This is a genomic window from Buttiauxella sp. AC038, assembly GCF_979253565.1.
Window position 1 is genome coordinate 4,202,036 of record NZ_CEEDCQ010000001.1, and the last position, 17,375, is coordinate 4,219,410.

Annotated in this window: 13 protein-coding genes, 1 tRNA gene and 1 pseudogene; 10 read left to right on the plus strand and 5 right to left on the minus strand. The window is 49.5% G+C overall.

Annotated elements, in window-relative coordinates:
- Positions 1-94 precede the first annotated feature (94 nt).
- Positions 95-1,039 carry a transcriptional regulator LeuO gene (leuO, locus tag AC0IXI_RS19905; RefSeq protein WP_134187116.1) on the minus strand — a complete coding sequence of 315 codons (945 nt, stop codon included), beginning with the start codon at positions 1,037-1,039 and terminating at the stop codon, positions 95-97.
- Positions 1,040-1,874: 835 nt separating this feature from the next.
- On the opposite strand from leuO, the gene leuA reads away from it, so the two are divergent.
- The 4 genes and pseudogenes from leuA to leuD all read left to right on the plus strand — a co-directional run bounded on the left by leuA (position 1,875) and on the right by leuD (position 6,556).
- Positions 1,875-3,446 (plus strand): 2-isopropylmalate synthase, encoded by a 1,572-nt coding sequence (gene leuA / locus AC0IXI_RS19910; RefSeq protein WP_064516165.1) that lies wholly within the window; start codon positions 1,875-1,877, stop codon positions 3,444-3,446.
- 1 nt (position 3,447) lies between these two features.
- Positions 3,448-4,539, plus strand: coding sequence for a 3-isopropylmalate dehydrogenase (gene leuB, locus AC0IXI_RS19915; protein WP_471682973.1), 1,092 nt, complete (start codon positions 3,448-3,450; stop codon positions 4,537-4,539).
- A 2-nt stretch (positions 4,540-4,541) separates the two neighbouring features.
- Positions 4,542-5,940: pseudogene (gene leuC / locus AC0IXI_RS19920) on the plus strand (3-isopropylmalate dehydratase large subunit).
- A 10-nt stretch (positions 5,941-5,950) separates the two neighbouring features.
- Entirely contained in the window at positions 5,951-6,556 is a 606-nt protein-coding gene (leuD, locus tag AC0IXI_RS19925) for a 3-isopropylmalate dehydratase small subunit (RefSeq protein WP_064516159.1), read from the plus strand.
- A gap of 139 nt (positions 6,557-6,695) precedes the next feature.
- On the opposite strand, the gene AC0IXI_RS19930 is transcribed toward leuD, so the two are convergent.
- From AC0IXI_RS19930 to trmB, 3 genes are all read right to left on the minus strand, one after another.
- Complete coding sequence (locus AC0IXI_RS19930) at positions 6,696-7,412, minus strand: YggN family protein (protein ID WP_064516157.1); 717 nt, start codon at positions 7,410-7,412, stop codon at positions 6,696-6,698.
- Positions 7,413-7,606: 194 nt separating this feature from the next.
- On the minus strand, positions 7,607-7,933 hold the full coding sequence (locus tag AC0IXI_RS19935; RefSeq protein ID WP_120063048.1) for a YggL family protein: 327 nt from the start codon (positions 7,931-7,933) through the stop codon (positions 7,607-7,609).
- Complete coding sequence (gene trmB, locus AC0IXI_RS19940; RefSeq protein ID WP_154151525.1) at positions 7,933-8,652, minus strand: tRNA (guanosine(46)-N7)-methyltransferase TrmB; 720 nt, start codon at positions 8,650-8,652, stop codon at positions 7,933-7,935. Before trmB ends, AC0IXI_RS19935 begins: the two co-directional genes overlap by 1 nt.
- Positions 8,653-8,810: 158 nt before the next feature.
- Here trmB and mutY point away from each other — a divergent pair, with 158 nt between their 5' ends.
- The 4 genes from mutY to AC0IXI_RS19960 all read left to right on the plus strand — a co-directional run bounded on the left by mutY (position 8,811) and on the right by AC0IXI_RS19960 (position 12,823).
- The gene (gene mutY, locus AC0IXI_RS19945; RefSeq protein ID WP_471682974.1) at positions 8,811-9,896 is read left to right on the plus strand and encodes an A/G-specific adenine glycosylase; all 1,086 of its coding nucleotides are present in this window, start codon (positions 8,811-8,813) and stop codon (positions 9,894-9,896) included.
- Positions 9,897-9,898: 2 nt separating this feature from the next.
- Entirely contained in the window at positions 9,899-10,171 is a 273-nt protein-coding gene (locus AC0IXI_RS19950; protein WP_034460971.1) for an oxidative damage protection protein, read from the plus strand.
- Positions 10,172-10,234: 63 nt separating this feature from the next.
- Positions 10,235-11,311 carry a membrane-bound lytic murein transglycosylase MltC gene (gene mltC / locus AC0IXI_RS19955; protein ID WP_471682975.1) on the plus strand — a complete coding sequence of 359 codons (1,077 nt, stop codon included), beginning with the start codon at positions 10,235-10,237 and terminating at the stop codon, positions 11,309-11,311.
- Positions 11,312-11,569: 258 nt separating this feature from the next.
- Positions 11,570-12,823, plus strand: coding sequence for a nucleoside permease (locus AC0IXI_RS19960; RefSeq protein WP_134187126.1), 1,254 nt, complete (start codon positions 11,570-11,572; stop codon positions 12,821-12,823).
- A gap of 44 nt (positions 12,824-12,867) precedes the next feature.
- Here the strand turns inward: AC0IXI_RS19960 and AC0IXI_RS19965 are convergent, their stop codons facing one another.
- Entirely contained in the window at positions 12,868-15,006 is a 2,139-nt protein-coding gene (locus AC0IXI_RS19965; RefSeq protein WP_134187128.1) for an ornithine decarboxylase, read from the minus strand.
- Between the two features lie 435 nt (positions 15,007-15,441).
- Here AC0IXI_RS19965 and AC0IXI_RS19970 point away from each other — a divergent pair.
- Together AC0IXI_RS19970 and AC0IXI_RS19975 are read left to right on the plus strand one after the other, a co-directional pair.
- Positions 15,442-15,517 (plus strand) — tRNA-Phe (locus tag AC0IXI_RS19970).
- Between the two features lie 494 nt (positions 15,518-16,011).
- Positions 16,012-17,373, plus strand: a complete 1,362-nt coding sequence (locus tag AC0IXI_RS19975; RefSeq protein WP_134187130.1) for an HdeD family acid-resistance protein — start codon at positions 16,012-16,014, stop codon at positions 17,371-17,373.
- Positions 17,374-17,375: the final 2 nt, after the last annotated feature.

Here is a 17,375-nt window from a genome sequence, read left to right on the forward strand (position 1 = left end):
AACCAACTAAAGAGGAAAAAACTACAAAAGCTAATAAATGAAGGATAACCGGATAGTTTTAACCATCCGGCTTACGCAGACAAGGATTCTAAATCTACTTACTGCATACTGTAGTCAGTAATTTTTCCATCCATTGATGCCCTTTATCGCGCCCTGCTGCTTCATGCCACGATAAATAACAAGTAGCTGTATTATCTTTAAGCGGCAGTGGAAATGTTTGTAAATTAAGTGACTCAGAAAACTCCTCAGCTAACCAGCGTGGAGCTATCGCAACCAGTTGAGTCTGCGACACAATATTTAAAACGCTGATCATTGCCATCCCTTGATAAGCAATACAGGCTAGTTTATCTGCTGTTTGATACCATGGTGAACTGAATGATGCAAAGCGATCCAGGGAAACAACCGCATGTTTTTCGTTATAAACGTCTTCTTCAGTTAATGGGTTAACTAAGCGTGGGTTTTTCTTACTCGCCACCAGAACCATTTCATCTTCAAATAGTGGAATACATGTAAACTCAGGACGACGAAATTCAGAATAGCTAATAACAAACTCTGTTTCCTGATAACGTAATTGATGTTCAATATCTTTATTTAAAGACGACTTAAAGAGTAACTGAATACCTGGCGCAAACCGTTTCACATTATTAAAGATAACAGAGGTTAAAAAATTATCTAAAGGGCTGCTGACACAAATGTTAAACACCCTTTCACTGCTGCTCGGGTCAAAACCTGCTCCTGGTAACTCATTCTGTACCAGCTGCAATGCCTGGCGAATGGCGCCAAACAGTTGGAAGGCGCGAGCCGTAGGCTGTATACCTCGGCCATAACGTACGAATAGCTCATCATTGAACATTATTTTCAATCGGGCTACCGCATTACTCACTGCGGGCTGAGACATCCCCAGGGTTTGAGCAGCACGGGTAATATTCTGCTCTTGCATAACAGCATCGAATACAGTTAATAAATTTAAATCAACAGAGCGTAGTTGAGGTTTTAACCCATCATGTACTGTTGGTTGTTCTACATAATTATCAGGCATGGCAAACTCCACTAAGATGGTTCGTCCTTTTTCACAGATTAACTCTGCGGGCTATCCCTATTATCACTTGCTAAGCAGAGCATGCTGATCAATACAATTGAAAACATTATTTAAAAATAGAATTTTTAATTCACGCTTCCTGACACGCCAATACGGCTTCAGCTACTGACAAGTCTGCTATAACTATAAAGATGTGTATAACTTTTTGTGTCAGTTGATTTCCTGAACATGCTAATGAAATCACAAAATGACTTAGCGCACAATGATTCGCCCAATGAATTATATATCAATCTTGGATGACATCGCGGGTCTGAAGCAATACTTCTACTGATAATCGAGTGATAAGGAAAGGAGATAAATTCCTAAAATTGGATTCTTGCCTTTTTTAACCCTCATAAATCATAATCATGATGAATGATACTGGTAATAAACATATTATTTTTAATTGTTTCTGACGATTTCATTTTTACATAAAACGGTAAACAGTCCTTTTTCATACCTTTTATAAATATTATGAAAAATTGATATACCAGCATAAATAACTGACCGTCACACCCACCTTACTATCGCCAAAACTGTGCCTGAGAGAATCGATTGTTGACACAGCAGGGCAGATCAAGTACCAATAAATGCATAACGAATTCACTTGGGGCTTGAAAACATGATTCGCACCATTCGCCTACTAGGTCTACTACTAAACGCAACTTCTTTGCGCGGTAGGCTGGTGGGCGAAATCGAGCGTTGATTCAAGCCATCAGACAGAAAAAACCCGCGCCACTGCGCGGGTTTTTTTATGCTCGTAGCAAGGGCCCCTAAGACGAGAAAGGACCATAACATGAGCCAACAAGTCATTATTTTCGATACCACTTTGCGTGATGGTGAGCAGGCATTACAGGCAAGCCTGAGTGTAAAAGAGAAGCTGCAAATTGCGATGGCACTGGAACGTATGGGTGTTGACGTAATGGAAGTTGGTTTCCCGGTTTCCTCTCCTGGCGACTTCGAATCTGTACAGACCATCGCTCGCAATATCAAAAATAGCCGTGTATGTGGCCTCGCTCGCTGTGTAGATAAAGATATCGATGTTGCAGCCGAGGCGCTGAAGATTGCCGAAGCATTCCGTATTCATGTGTTTTTGGCCACTTCCACCATGCACATCGAAACCAAATTACGCAGCACCTTCGATGACGTATTAGCTCGTGCAGTCAATTCTGTTAAACGCGCCCGTAACTACACCGATGACGTAGAGTTCTCATGTGAAGATGCTGGCCGTACTCCAATCGATAACCTGTGCCGTATTGTTGAAGCCGCTATTGGCGCAGGTGCTACAACCATCAACATCCCTGATACTGTGGGTTACACCACGCCAGTGCAGTTCGGCGGCATTATTCAGACTTTGTATAACCGCGTCCCTAACATTGATAAAGCAATTATCTCTGTGCACTGCCACGACGATTTAGGCATGGCGACCGGCAACTCTATCGCTGCGATTCAGGCCGGTGCCCGTCAGGTTGAAGGCACACTGAACGGCATCGGCGAACGTGCCGGTAACACCGCGCTGGAAGAAGTCATCATGGCGATTAAAGTACGCGGCCAAATGTTAGACGTGCATACCAATATCAATCACCATGAAATCTACCGCACCAGTCAGATTGTCAGCCAGCTGTGCAACATGCCAATCCCTGCCAACAAAGCAATCGTCGGCTCCAATGCTTTCGCACACTCCTCCGGTATTCACCAGGATGGCGTGCTGAAAAACCGCGAAAACTACGAAATCATGACCCCGGAAACTATCGGTCTGAATCAGGTGCAGTTGAACCTGACATCCCGTTCTGGCCGTGCGGCGGTGAAACACCGCATGGAAGAGATGGGCTATAAAGAAGAAGATTACAACCTGGATTCTTTGTACGACGCCTTCCTGAAACTGGCCGACAAAAAAGGTCAGGTCTTTGATTACGATTTGGAAGCACTGGCCTTTATCGGCAAACAGCAAGAAGAACCAGAACATTTCCGCATGGAATACTTCAACGTGCAGTCCGGCTCAAGCGTGATTTCTACCGCTTCTGTCCAGTTGCAGTGCGGTGAAGAAACGCAGTCTGAAGCAGCAACAGGTAACGGCCCGGTCGATGCGGTTTACCAGGCGATTAACCGCATCACCAATTACGATGTCGAACTGGTGAAATACCAATTGTCTGCGAAAGGTCAGGGTAAAGATGCGTTGGGTCAGGTAGATATTGTTGTGACCCATAAAGGCCGCCGTTTCCATGGCGTTGGTCTGGCGACTGATATCGTTGAATCTTCGGCAAAAGCGATGATTAACGTGCTGAACAACATCTGGCGTGCAGGTATCGTTGAAAAAGAATTGCAACGCAAAGCTCATAATAAAGAAAATAATCAGGAAACCGTGTGACATGTCAAAAACTCATCATATAGCAGTATTGCCGGGTGACGGCATTGGCCCAGAAGTTATGGCTCAGGCGCTGAAAGTGCTGGATGCAGTTCGTACGCGCTTCGATATGCGCATTACCACCAGTCAATATGACGTGGGTGGCATTGCTATCGACCGCCACGGCAACCCGCTGCCACCCGTTACCGTTGAAGGCTGCGAGCAAGCAGACGCAATTCTGTTCGGCTCCGTGGGCGGCCCTAAGTGGGAACACCTGCCTCCGGCCGAGCAGCCAGAGCGTGGCGCATTATTGCCGCTGCGTAAGCACTTTAAGTTGTTCAGTAACCTGCGCCCTGCTCGCCTGTACCAGGGTCTGGAAGAGTTTTGCCCACTGCGTGCTGACATCGCCGCGAACGGTTTTGACATTCTGTGTGTGCGTGAACTGACTGGCGGGATCTACTTCGGCCAGCCGAAAGGCCGTGAAGGTTCCGGTATGCACGAGAAAGCATTTGATACCGAAGTGTATTACCGTTTTGAGATCGAGCGTATTGCGCGCATCGCTTTTGAATCTGCTCGTAAACGTCGCAGCATCGTCACCTCAATTGATAAAGCAAACGTGTTGCAATCGTCGGTGATGTGGCGCGAAATCGTTGGTGAAATCGCGAAAGAATACCCGGACGTTGCGCTGTCACACATGTATATCGACAACGCCACCATGCAGCTGATTAAAGATCCGTCCCAGTTTGACGTGCTGCTGTGCTCCAACCTGTTTGGCGACATTCTGTCTGACGAATGCGCGATGATCACCGGTTCTATGGGCATGCTGCCTTCCGCAAGCCTGAACGAGCAAGGTTTCGGCCTGTACGAACCTGCGGGCGGTTCCGCGCCTGATATCGCCGGTAAAAATATTGCTAACCCAATTGCGCAGATCCTTTCTCTGGCTCTGTTACTGCGCTACAGCCTGGATGCTGAAGAGGCCGCTTTGTCCATCGAAAACGCTATCAACCTTGCGCTGGAAGAAGGTTTCCGTACCGGCGATTTGGCTCGTGATGGCAATGCAATCAGCACCGACGAAATGGGCGATACCATTGCTCGCTTCGTGGCAGAGGGGAAATAATCATGGCGAAGACGTTATATCAAAAGTTGTACGATGCCCGTCGTCTACGAAGCAGTCGATGAAACACCACTGTTGTACATCGACCGTCATCTGGTGCACGAAGTGACCTCCCCGCAGGCGTTCGATGGTTTGCGTGCGCATAAGCGCCCGGTGCGTCAGCCAGGTAAAACATTTGCCACCATGGACCACAACGTTTCTACGCAGACTAAAGACATCAACGCTTCCGGCGAAATGGCCCGCATTCAGATGCAGGAATTGATGAAAAACTGCAAAGAGTTCGGCGTTGAATTATATGACCTGAACCACCCGTTCCAGGGCATCGTCCACGTGATGGGCCCAGAGCAGGGTATTACTTTGCCTGGCATGACCATCGTTTGTGGCGACTCGCACACCGCAACCCACGGCGCATTTGGCGCATTGGCGTTCGGTATCGGTACTTCGGAAGTTGAACATGTTCTGGCAACGCAAACCCTGAAACAGGGCCGCGCCAAAACTATGAAGATTGAAGTGACTGGCACCGCTGCACCGGGCATTACCGCGAAAGATATCGTGCTGGCAATCATTGGCAAAACCGGCAGTGCGGGTGGCACCGGTCATGTAGTGGAATTCTGTGGTAGTGCGATTCAGGCGCTGTCGATGGAAGGCCGCATGACATTGTGCAACATGGCAATCGAAATGGGTGCCAAAGCGGGCATCGTTGCACCAGACGAAACCACGTTTAACTACGTGAAAGGCCGTCTGCACGCACCGAAAGCAGAAAGCTGGGATGACGCCGTCGCCTACTGGAAAACCTTTAGCACTGACGAAGGCGCTAAGTTCGACAGCATTGTGACCCTGGATGCGGCTGACATTGCACCGCAAGTCACCTGGGGCACCAACCCAGGTCAGGTCATTTCCGTCACCGAAAACATCCCGAATCCTGAATCTTTCGCTGATCCGGTTGAACGTGCCTCTGCTGAAAAAGCTCTGGCATACATGGGCCTGAAACCAGGCATTCCATTAACCGAAGTCGCTATCGATAAAGTGTTTATCGGTTCATGCACCAACTCACGCATTGAAGATTTGCGCGCTGCGGCAGAAATTGCCAAAGGCCGTAAAGTTGCACCAGGCGTGCAGGCGTTGGTAGTTCCAGGTTCCGGTCCGGTCAAAGCGCAGGCCGAAGCAGAAGGTCTGGATAAGATCTTTATTGAAGCTGGCTTTGAATGGCGCTTACCTGGTTGCTCCATGTGTCTGGCGATGAACAACGACCGCCTGGAGCCGGGTGAACGCTGTGCATCCACCAGCAACCGTAACTTTGAAGGCCGTCAGGGCCGCGGTGGTCGTACACACCTGGTTAGCCCGGCAATGGCAGCAGCAGCCGCTGTTTCTGGTCATTTTGCTGACATCCGCACATTGAAATAAGGGAAACACCATGGCAGAGAAATTTATTCAACACACCGGCCTGGTCGTTCCGCTGGATGCCGCAAACGTTGATACCGACGCAATTATTCCTAAGCAGTTTTTGCAGAAGGTGACCCGCACTGGTTTTGGTGCTCACTTGTTTAACGACTGGCGTTTTCTGGATGATGCCGGCCAGCAGCCAAACCCAGAGTTCGTGCTGAACTTCCCGGAATTTAAAGGCGCTTCAATTTTACTGGCGCGTGAAAACTTCGGCTGTGGTTCTTCGCGTGAGCATGCGCCGTGGGCATTAACTGATTACGGCTTCAAGGTGGTTATCGCGCCAAGTTTTGCAGATATCTTCTACGGCAACTCATTCAATAATCAGTTGCTGCCGGTTACGCTGAGCGAAGCAGAAGTTGATGAGCTGTTTAAGCTGGTCGCGGCAAATCCGGGGATTAAATTCGTGGTCGACCTGGAAGCACAAACCGTAATTGCGGGTGAGAAAAGCTATTCGTTTAATATCGATACTTTCCGCCGCCACTGCATGTTAGAAGGGCTCGATAGTATCGGTCTGACGTTACAGCACGAAGGTTCAATTTCAGCTTACGAGCAGAAACAACCGGCGTTTATGCGTTAATAAGCAGCAAGTCTTATACCCAAAATAATTCGAGCTGCATCGCGGCGGCAAGTGTTCGAGGCCCAGGGAGCTTACATGAGTAAGTGACCTGGGCGAGAGCACGAAGCCAACAAAGAGTCAGCTTAAAGTATGAAGCGTATTACTTAAGTGTCTCAACCAGCCCTTTACGTTGCCCTTCCAGCGTCACCACTTTGCTACACACATCGCGGCCAAACTGCTCGAAATCTTTTTCCTGATTTTTCCACTCATTCTGAATCGAGGTCTGTAAGCCGCCCAGGCTTCCCAGTACGCCTTGCAGCGGATTGCCGCCACCTTTCAGAACCGCTTTAGCACCCATTTCGTTAATGCTGTCCTGCAAGATGCCGCCCATCGCCTGATTCACCAACTGTTGCCCTTCGGAGCGCACTTGATCAATCGCTTTATAGTGGAAGGTTAAACCATCCGGGCGGGTTTCAATAATACGGTTCATCTGCTCTTTAAGCTGCGCGTCGAGTTTAGTCAGACGGCCACGCATATTGCTGCTCTCACCCACTTCTTTAGCGATGATTTTATCCAGCGCGACACGACCCTTTTCAACACGTGTCAGTGCACCGTTGTTGATCCAAGGGAGATCGGTGCGCAACGCTTTCTGGTAATCCAGGGCCAACTGGCGCTGCGTTGCGTTTAATGTGTGTGGCTTGCCGTTAAATTTCAGGCTGCCATCGGGGGCAATAACCAGATTGCCATTCTCACCAACAACCTGAACGGATTGCGGGTTGATTACCACGTCATCGCGAGGCGTGACGCTGCATTTATAGTCGGCCTGCGCCTGCATCGCAGTTAGCAGCAGAACGCCCATCAGTGCCTTACGAATCATAGTGACTCCTGAACATCTAAAAATTTAAGAAAAAAAGGCCGGTTTTCACCGACCTGATTATTCTGCATATACCCACAGATTTCGAGTTGCAGGAAGGCGGCGACGCAGTGAATCCCCAGGAGCTTACTTAAGTAAGTGACTGGGGTGAGCGAGGAAAGCCAACGCACGTGCAGCTTGAAAGATTAGGGTATATATCAATCCCACCAGACATCAAACAGCTCGCTAGTGCGAACGTCTTCTGCCTTGTGATCCTCAAGCCATTTGCGCACCAGAGCCTGATGCTCTTCGGTACATTTGCCGATTTCCTGCAGGCAGATTAAGCCTTCCCAGGAAAGGTGGCCGCCGCCATCAAAAGCCAGACCATTTTTATCGATAACTTCATCGATGAATTCATCAACGATTTTATCGATTTGTTCTTCGGAGGTGCCTTCTGGGAAACGCCATGCAACAGAGAACCCCACTTCCTGGAATTCGTCGATGTGCATTTTCTTACGCAAGCGACGGCTACGATTAATTGCCATTACTTTACCCTCTCGAACATTAAGTCCCATACGCCGTGACCAAGACGATGGCCACGTTGTTCAAATTTGGTCACCGGACGTGAATCCGGGCGCGGTACGTAGTCGTTAGTCTCTGACTGGTTTTTATAACCATCAATAGAGGACATCACTTCGAGCATGTGTTCCGCATAAGGTTCCCAGTCGGTTGCCATATGGAACACACCACCCAGTTTCAGTTTGCTTTTCACGAACTCGGCAAACGGCACTTGAACGATACGGCGCTTATTATGACGCGCTTTGTGCCACGGATCAGGGAAAAAGAGCTGAACCATGGATAAAGAATTGTCAGGAACCATTTTTTGCAGCACTTCGACCGCATCGTGGCACATCACACGCAGGTTCTCGACACCTTCTTCGTGAGCCGTCGCGAGACATGCACCCACACCCGGTGAATGCACTTCTATGCCCAAAAAATTCTGCTGTGGATTAGCCTTTGCCATTGCCACCAGCGACGTACCCATGCCGAAACCGATTTCCAGCGTGACTGGCGCTTCGCGGCCAAACAGCTCGGTAAAATCAACAGGCGCGTCTTGATATTCAACGCCCATCACCGGCCAATAGTTTTCCAGAGCGAACTCCTGGCCCTTAGTCAGGCGGCCCTGACGGCGCACAAAACTACGAATCCGGCGCATTGCGCGGCCTTCTTCATTAAATTCCGGTGAGATGACGTCATTTTTCATGGTGTTCAGGCTTAAGTTAGTTTTCGGGAAACGGGCATTATCCAAAGTTAATGGTGAGAAGCAAGCACCAGAAAGTTCCGGTTTACAGCACAGAGTCGTCTGTGCTGGAATCAGCCCCCTAAATCACACACTTATTATTTATCGGATGCCGGGTAACAATGACACATGCGCCGCAATTCTCCCACCAGGTTCTCGACTGGTACCAAAAATACGGGCGCAAAACACTGCCATGGCAACTCGAAAAAACGCCTTATAAAGTATGGCTGTCTGAGGTGATGTTGCAACAAACGCAAGTTGCCACGGTCATTCCTTACTTTGAGCGTTTTATGGAGCGCTTCCCGACTATCACAGATCTCGCCAACGCCCCCCTTGATGAAGTGCTACACCTGTGGACTGGGCTGGGTTATTACGCTCGCGCCCGAAACCTGCATAAAGCTGCTCAAATGGTGGCGAATCTTCACATGGGCGTGTTTCCAGAAACCTTTGAAGAAGTGGCCGCATTGCCAGGTGTTGGGCGCTCGACTGCGGGCGCTATTCTTTCTCTGTCGCTTGGTAAACACTTCCCGATTCTCGATGGCAACGTAAAACGCGTGCTTGCACGTTGTTATGCCATTGGAGGCTGGCCCGGTAAAAAAGATGTTGAAAAGAAACTTTGGGATATCAGTGAGCAAGTCACGCCCGCGCAAGGTGTAAGCCAGTTTAACCAGGCAATGATGGATCTTGGAGCGATGGTTTGTACCCGCTCGAAGCCAAAATGCGAACTTTGCCCGGTGAATAATATCTGCGTGGCCTATGCCAATAGCAGTTGGGCCAGTTATCCAGGTAAGAAGCCTAAAGTTACAATACCGGAACGCACCGGCTACTTATTGATGATGCAGCACCAGGACAGCGTACTACTTGCCCAGCGTCCACCGGTTGGTCTGTGGGGTGGCTTGTACTGTTTCCCACAATTCGAAACCGAAAATGAACTACGCGACTGGCTGGCGCAACACCAGATTCCAGCAGATAATCTCACGCAATTAACCGCCTTCCGCCATACATTCAGCCACTTTCATTTGGACATCGTCCCAATGTGGCTCCCAGTGCCTTCATTTAGTGGGTGCATGGATGAAGGAACAGCTCTCTGGTATAACTTAGCGCAGCCACCGTCCGTAGGACTGGCCGCCCCTGTAGAGCGTTTATTACAGCAATTGCACGCCGAGCCGGTAGTCGTAAAAGCGGCCCGAGCCGTTGAAGAGGAATAATGATGAGCAGAACTATTTTTTGTACTTACCTACAACGTGACGCAGAAGGCCAGGATTTCCAACTTTATCCAGGCGAACTAGGCAAACGTATTTATAACGAAATCTCTAAAGAAGCGTGGGCGTTGTGGCAGGCAAAGCAAACCATGCTGATTAACGAACGTAAAATGAGCATGATGAATCCAGAACATCGCAAAGAGCTGGAAGCTGAAATGGTCAATTTCCTGTTCGAAGGCAAAGAAGTCCACATCGAAGGCTACACGCCGCCAGAAAAATAAAAATACGAGGGCCTTCGGCCCTTATGCAAACCAACAAGCACAAGCATACGCATACACGGAACGATGAAAAAATTTCTCGCGCTAGCTCTGGTTGTCCCGTTGCTCATCTCCTGTTCGAGCAAAAAAGATGATTCCTATAACGAAGCTTTTGTTAAGGACACTAATGGTTTTGATATTTTGATGGGGCAATTTGCTCACAACATCGAAAATATCTGGGGTATGAAGGAAGTGTTGATTGCGGGTCCAAAAGACTACGTAAAATATACTGACCAGTACCTGACACGTAGCCACATCAACTTTGACGACGGTACGATTACCATTGAAACCATTGCTGGTACCGATCCTGCGGCGCACCTGCGCCAGGCGATCATTACGACTTTGCTGATGGGTGACGATCCTGGTTCTATCGATCTTTATTCCGATGTCAACGATGTGCTGATCTCCAAACAACCATTCCTGTATGGCCAGGTTGTCGATAACACCGGCCAGGCAATTCGTTGGGAAGGTCGCGCTGCCAAATTTGCTGACTATCTGCTGCAAACTCGCCTGAAAAGCCGTAGTACCGGGCTTAAAATTGTTTATAGCGTGACTATCAATCTGGTACCAAACCACCTTGATAAACGTGCACATAAATATATCGGCATGGTGCGTAAAGCATCGAAGAAATACGGTGTCGATGAATCGTTGATTCTGGCCATTATGCAGACGGAATCAAGCTTCAACCCCTACGCAGTAAGCCACGCCGACGCGCTCGGTTTGATGCAAGTTGTACAGCACAGCGCAGGGGTTGATGTATTTAAATCTCAGGGGAAATGGGGCAAGCCAAGCCGCAGCTATTTGTTTGATCCTGAAAGCAATATCGATACGGGTACTGCTTATCTGGCCATTCTGCAAAACAGCTACCTGAGTGGAATTGATAACCCAACATCACGTCGCTACGCTGTGATAACTGCTTATAACGGCGGTGCGGGTAGTGTTCTGCGCGTGTTCAACAACGACAAGAACCGTGCCTACAACATTATCAACAGCATGGATCCGGGCGATGTGTATCAGACTCTTACTACACGCCACCCTTCAGCGGAATCACGCAACTATCTATACAAAGTGAATACCGCGCAGAAGAGTTACCGCCGACGCTAACTTCTGATGCTTGTCCTATCTCCCACCAGCCGTTTCTACGGTGGGAGATATCTCTCTCCTCTCCCGTTTTATCGCCTGATTGCGCAAAAAGTGTAACCCAAATCACTATTCTCGAATGCAATTTGAGGATGTTTTCATTTATTTGCTGAATGTACCGAAAATTACTTCACGGCACTGCTAATGTTACTTTCACAACATATTTCATGTCATATGTTAGAAATGAAACATTCAACACCAAAATCCTGTGAGGAAATTTACATGAACCTTAAGCTGCAGCTAAAAATACTTTCGTTTCTGCAGTTCTGCCTGTGGGGGAGTTGGCTCACTACGCTCGGCTCCTATATGTTCGTCACCCTCAAGTTCGATGGCGCAGCTATCGGCGCGGTGTACAGTTCTTTGGGTATTGCTGCGGTATTCATGCCGACGTTACTCGGCATTATTGCGGATAAATGGATTAGTGCGCGCTGGCTCTACGCGGCTTGCCACATTGTCGGTGCCATAACCTTGTATTTCGCCGCACAGGTCACAACGCCAAGCGCGATGTTTATCGTCATTCTGCTGAACTCTCTGGCCTATATGCCAACGCTTGGGTTGGTGAACACCATCTCTTACTATCGCCTGCAATCAGCGGGGATGGATATCGTGAGGGACTTCCCGCCAATTCGTATCTGGGGAACCATTGGCTTTATCTTCGCCATGTGGGGCGTTAGCTTCTCAGGCTTTGAATTAAGCCATATGCAGCTTTATATCGGCGCAACACTGTCCGTCGTTTTAGCGCTGTTCACTCTGACGCTGCCGCACATCCCGGTCGCCAACGCGCAGAAAAACCAGAGCTGGACTTCAATGCTTGGCCTGGATGCTTTTGCGTTATTCAAAAACAAGCGCATGGCTATTTTCTTCATCTTCTCCATGCTGTTGGGCGCCGAACTGCAAATTACCAATATGTTCGGTAACACCTTCCTGCACAGCTTTGACCAGAACCCGCTGTTCGCCAGCAGCTTTATCGTCGAACACGCGTCGGTGCTGATGTCGATTTCTCAGATTTCCGAAACCGTATTTATCCTGACGATTCCGTTCTTCCTGATTCGTTACGGCATTAAAAACGTGATGCTTATCAGTATCGTAGCGTGGATGCTGCGCTTTGGTCTGTTTGCCTTTGGCGACCCATCACCAATGGGTACCGTATTACTGGTGATGTCGATGATCGTCTACGGGTGCGCCTTCGACTTCTTCAACATTTCCGGTTCAGTATTCGTTGAAAAAGAGGTGAGACCAGAAATCCGTGCCAGTGCACAGGGCATGTTCCTGATGATGACAAACGGTTTTGGTTGCATCCTTGGCGGGATTGTCAGCGGTAAAGTGGTAGAGCACTTCACGCTACAAGGTATTACTGACTGGCAAAGCGTGTGGCTGATTTTCGCCGGTTATTCACTGGTGCTGGCCTTCGCCTTCGTCGCACTGTTCAAATATAAACATGTCAGAACGCCAGCGGCCGTTCAGCCAGCAGTCTGATAATCAATGTCTCCCGTTTCATTCAGAAACGGGAGACATTGTTCTTACGCCTGAATCATATAACCGTACAAACGCTTAATTCCATCAGCATCCGTTTCGCTATACACGCCCTGCAACTCCGGCGAGAAGCCCGGCAGCATATTCACGCCCTCTTCAAGCGCCAGGAAATAACGCAACGCGGCACTGCCCCAGACTTCGCCTGGCACCACACAAAGCACGCCCGGCGGGTACGGTAACGCTCCCTCCGCTGCAATACGCCCTTCTGACTGACTAAGGCGTACCAGTTCCACATTGCCGCGAATAAACTCGCTGTTGGCATCCTGCGGGTTCATGGCAACGGCAGGGAAACTGGCTTTGCGGAACATCGCTTTTTGCAGATCCTTCACTTCAAAACTGACGTACAGATCGTGCATCTCCTGGCAAAGTTGACGCAGCGTGTAGCCTTTATAGCGTTGGGAATACTTCTGATAGATCGTCGGCAACACATCCACCAGCGGCGTATCGTCTTCAATATGCTGTTCAAATTGCGCCAGCATCGCTACCAAATGAGCCATCTTCTCCGCGCTTTCCGCAGGCGTGAGCAGGAATAGAATCGAGTTGAGATCTGCTTTTTCGGGGACAATACCGTTTTCACGCAGGTAGTTTGCGAGAATCGCCGCAGGTACACCGAAGTCCGTATATTGCCCAGTTTGCGGATCGATCCCCGGCGTAGTCAGCAGCAGCTTGCAAGGATCGACAAAATATTCATCCTGCGCATAGCCTTCAAAACCATGCCACTTTTCACCCGGCTCAAAGCTAAAGAAACGGCGTTCCTGGGCAATTGCTGTAGTTGGGTGATCCTGCCACGGCCTGCCCGCAACTACCGGTGGAATAAACGGTTTGATCATCTTGCAATTAGCGATGATCGCTTTACGCGCTTCAATCCCCAGATCGACACACTCAGCCCACAAACGGCGGCCGCTCTCCCCTTCGTGAATTTTCGCATTCACATCGAGTGCCGCAAACAGCGGGTAGAACGGGCTGGTTGAAGCATGCAGCATGAAAGCATTGTTCAACCGCTTATGCGGGCAAAAACGATCCTGCCCACGCAGGTGGTTATCTTTCTTGTGGATCTGCGAAGTTTGCGAGAATCCAGCCTGCTGTTTATGCACCGATTGCGTAACAAAAATGCCAGGATCATTTTCATTAAGATCCAATAACAACGGCGAGCAATCAGCCATCATCGGGATGAATTGCTCATAACCGACCCAAGCTGAATCAAACAGAATGTAATCGCAAAGATGGCCGATGTTATCCACTACCTGGCGTGCGTTATAAACCGTGCCGTCATAAGTACCGAGCTGGATAATTGCAAGGCGGAACGGGCGTTTTTGCTGAGCACGTTCTGGTGCAACTTCTGCAATCAATTCACGCAGATACTTTTCATCAAAGCAGTGCGCATCGATTCCGCCGATAAAACCAAATGGGTTGCGAGATGCCTCCAGATATACCGGCGTGGCCCCCGCCTGAATCAATGCACCGTGATGGTTTGATTTATGGTTATTGCGATCGAATAGGACCAAATCGCCACGAGTCAGCAACGCATTGGTCACGACTTTATTTGCAGCCGAGGTACCGTTTAAAACAAAGTAAGTTTTATCGGCATTAAATACTTTGGCGGCAAACTTCTGCGCATGTTTGGCCGACCCTTCATGGATCAGCAAATCCCCGAGTTTAACGTCCGCATTGCACATATCAGCGCGGAATAGATTCTCACCGAAGAAATCATAAAACTGGCGCCCTGCTGGATGCTTTTTAAAAAACTCACCATGTTGGTGACCAGGACAGGCAAAAGTGCTGTTTTCCATCGCGACATATTTCGTCAATGTATCGAAAAACGGAGGGAGCAAGCTTTCTTCATAATCTACAGCAGCGGTTTCAAGCTCCAGATAGTCCTGAGCTTTGCCGGTGATCAACCCCGTAATACCTTCCTGCTCGCCTGAGCAGGTATCAGCCGCTAGAAAAACGGGTATCGAAAAACCAGTCCGTTTAAGCAACGCAAGAATACCGCTGCGGCTATCGGCTTCAGAAAGAACAACAGCGGCAATATCGGTGAAGTCTGTGCTATCAAGCGCAACCACTTCACGATGCGTGGACAGAGTTGCAACCACATCGTGGCTGGCGGCAATTTTTAAAGATTTCATATGCACAAATCCCAGAGGCCAAGGATGAGTGAGTGCCTTATGGCACAGCAAAGGGAGCATTCCCCGGCGAATGTGTCTTGATGGTCTGAAGGATGATACCCACTCCGACCGCCAGACATCAGTAAAACCAGGCATCGCCTAATTTTACTGATGTCCTGCAGTGAGCGTGCGTTGCCCTCACCGCATGGTGAGCAAGGGTCTTCGGGATATAGTAGAAAGGTGAACGAGCGCCATCGAGAGATGCCGGTGAACATTGACTATAAACATCAATAAACGCCCCGTTGCAGATGTGTGAAATTTCGCGCAATCATGGCACCTTCTGCCCTGTCGTTCAACCCGAGTTGCCACGCAGAGCACATTATTCGTGCAAACGCACGGCTTATTAACACAAAAGCGTTGACGCCAAACGGCCTTTACGGTTTAATGCGCCCCGTTGCCCGGATAGCTCAGTCGGTAGAGCAGGGGATTGAAAATCCCCGTGTCCTTGGTTCGATTCCGAGTCCGGGCACCACTATTTAAAGAAACCAGCCTAAGGGCTGGTTTTTTGCTTTCTGGGATTCGGACTCTCCATCGAACTGCGTTCGATTACTCGTCGCCTCCGTGCGACTCGCCCTGCGGGCCAGCGCAAGCGCTGTTCAAAAACGTTCCCGACGTTTTTGTCCGAGTCCGGGCACCACTATTTAAAGAAACCAGCCTAAGGGCTGGTTTTTTGCTTTCTGGGGTTTGCGCCTCTGAAGTCACTTCTTCGCTTCTAACGTCAAAACAGACCATTCTCTTTAGCGATTCCCTTTCGACCACAATGTCGTTGCCTGTCGATTTCAAACTTGTAGCACGCGACTAATAACTTATCGCCTAATGAACGGTCATCCAGGGCATTATCGTGTTGAGAGACATCTTCCAGTTCCGGTGAAAATCACAAAAAAACTGACTCACAGAAGCGCCAATCACGCATTTCACGGTCTTGTGGGCTATATATGTGTTGAACTGATTCTCGGAATAACATCCATGATGCGACTAACAATGATCCTGCTTGGTGTTGATTTCCTGCGCTCCCACTGGCGCGGGCTACGCCGTTTTGGCTGGATCACGCTTATTGCCGGAGTGGTGATTATTGTTGATGCTTTGGATGGCTCGCTCTATTTCCCTATCCAACCCTTTGCCTGCCTGTTGTTGTTTGAAGGTGTTGCAACATTGATGGTGGCGCACAGCGGTATGGGCGGGCAACGCGTGCTGCGCTACGTAAAAGGCGGGGCATTTACTGTCGCTTCGCTATTGATTCTGGCGGGCCATCATCACGGTAACTTCGTTTTATCCATGATCTTTGGTTTGTTGTTTTTATTTGATGGCGCACTGCAAATTGCTTCAGCCGTGGTGGTTCGCTACCGACGCTGGCGGCCTGCTTTATGGGGCGGCATTGTTGAGATTGCGCTGGCGATATTTTTCTTCCAACCGTGGCCGACCCACTATTCCGGAACGGTGCCCTACTGCCTCGGATTAGGCCTGGCATTTGCTGGCTGGAACCTGTTTATCCTCGCTAATCGCGTCAAAAATGCCGCTGAGAATCCAGGTCTGAAAGGTACTGTATTCATGGAAGAAGCCGCTCATCTTCCACCTGACGTTGTGGAGTGGGACGGCCCACCGAACGATGACGAAAAAGCGCTTACAGTGCATGTCTGGACGCCCGTCGGTTCAGCCGCTGGTGAAGCCATCCCTCGTCCGGTAATTAGCCGCTATATCGCCGCAGTCGACCGCAACGGGGTTATTTCAACCGGCCACGCCGCACTTGAATCCCCCGGAGGCGTTTACATCAGCCTCTATCCTGCAGAGCTTATTGACCAGTCTCCGGATGAGTTCGCTCGCCTGCTGCGCGCCACACCAGAAAATAACGTCCCAGGGCTGTTTCAGCCAGATTATGCGACGGAAGCCGCAAAGTGGTGCCCGTCGACAAGGCAAGTACGCATCCGCAATTACAGCGAATCCCGGCTTAAGGCTTTCTGGGAAAACTATCGCCAGAATGAATCGTATAATTTGACGTATCGGAACTGTTCAAGCAGCGTGGCGCGGGCTCTGGAAGCCGCACTCGAGGGTTCGGTTGGCAGGCTTTGGCAAAAACGTGGTTTCTGGATGGCGATGGGGAAACTGATGTCGACGCCAGAACTTTGGGTAGCTCTGCAACTGCGTAAACGCGCTGAAACTATGGCATGGACGCCAGGCCTGCTGCTCGATTACGCCCGCGCATTGAGCATGCTGGCCGATCCGCGCCCAACGGGCTGGTTAAATACCACCGGGCGGGCGCTGAAAAAAATGCTCCAGCGCCGCGTTGAATGGGGAAAAGGCAAAAGCGGCGAGGAACTGACGGAAGACTAATA